At 51.4% G+C, this 956-nt stretch carries 1 protein-coding gene; it reads left to right on the top strand.

Features of this window, described 5'->3' with window-relative positions; genetic code table 11:
- Positions 1-956: IS256 family transposase (locus CWE11_RS11990; protein WP_198675654.1), on the top strand; the 956-nt coding region annotated here is incomplete at both ends.

A 956-nucleotide genomic window follows, 5' to 3' on the forward strand; every position in this document is an offset into this window, starting at 1 on the left:
ATCAGTATTTTACTCAATGAAGCGATGCGGTTAGAGCGAGAGCGACACCTCGGAGCCGGCCCTTGGGAACGCTCAGAAGAACGCCAAGGGTACGCCAACGGATATAAGAAGAAATCGCTGCAGAGCCGCTTTGGAAAACTCGATTTAAGTATTCCGCAAACCCGCGATACGGATTTTTATCCAAATAGCTTAGAGCGTGGTTTGCGCTCTGAGAAAGCGCTCAAGCTGGCATTAGCAGAGATGTATGTGCAAGGCGTGTCGACGCGTAAAGTGGCACGGGTGACGGAAGAGCTGTGTGGTTTTGAAATAAGCTCTACCCAGGTAAGCCGCGCCGCACATGAGCTCGATGTACATTTGCAGCAATGGCGAGAGCGGCCGCTTGGTAGTTACCCGTATGTCGTGCTTGATGCACGTTATGAGAAAGTGCGACACGGTGGCTCAGTGATTGATTGCGCCGTTTTAGTCGCGATGGGCGTCAATAAATCAGGACATCGCGAACTTTTAGGCTGCTCGGTATCGCTCTCAGAGCAAGAAGTCCATTGGCGAGACTTCTTGCTTAGCCTGAAAGATAGAGGCTTGCATGGTATCAAGCTGTTTGTTAGCGACGCCCATGAAGGGCTGAAAGCGGCACGCAAGAGCGTATTTCCGAGTGTGCCGTGGCAGCGTTGTCAATTTCACTTACAACAAAACGCGCAAAGCTATGTGCCCAAGCAGGCCATGAAAGCACAGGTGGCGGATGACATTCGCAGTGTCTTTGATGCAAAAACACCGGATGAAGCAAAACGCCACATTGAGTTGTTGTGTCAGAAGTATGAGCAAAGCGCGCCTAAGCTCGCAACATGGGCCGAAACAGCGCTTCCTGAGGGGTTAGCTGTACTAGCTTTGCCCACAGGGCATCGTCGTCGCTTAAGAACGACCAACGCACTTGAGCGCGTGAATAAAGAAATTAAACGCCG

Source organism: Aliidiomarina sanyensis, assembly GCF_003987175.1.
Lineage (GTDB): Bacteria > Pseudomonadota > Gammaproteobacteria > Enterobacterales > Alteromonadaceae > Aliidiomarina > Aliidiomarina sanyensis.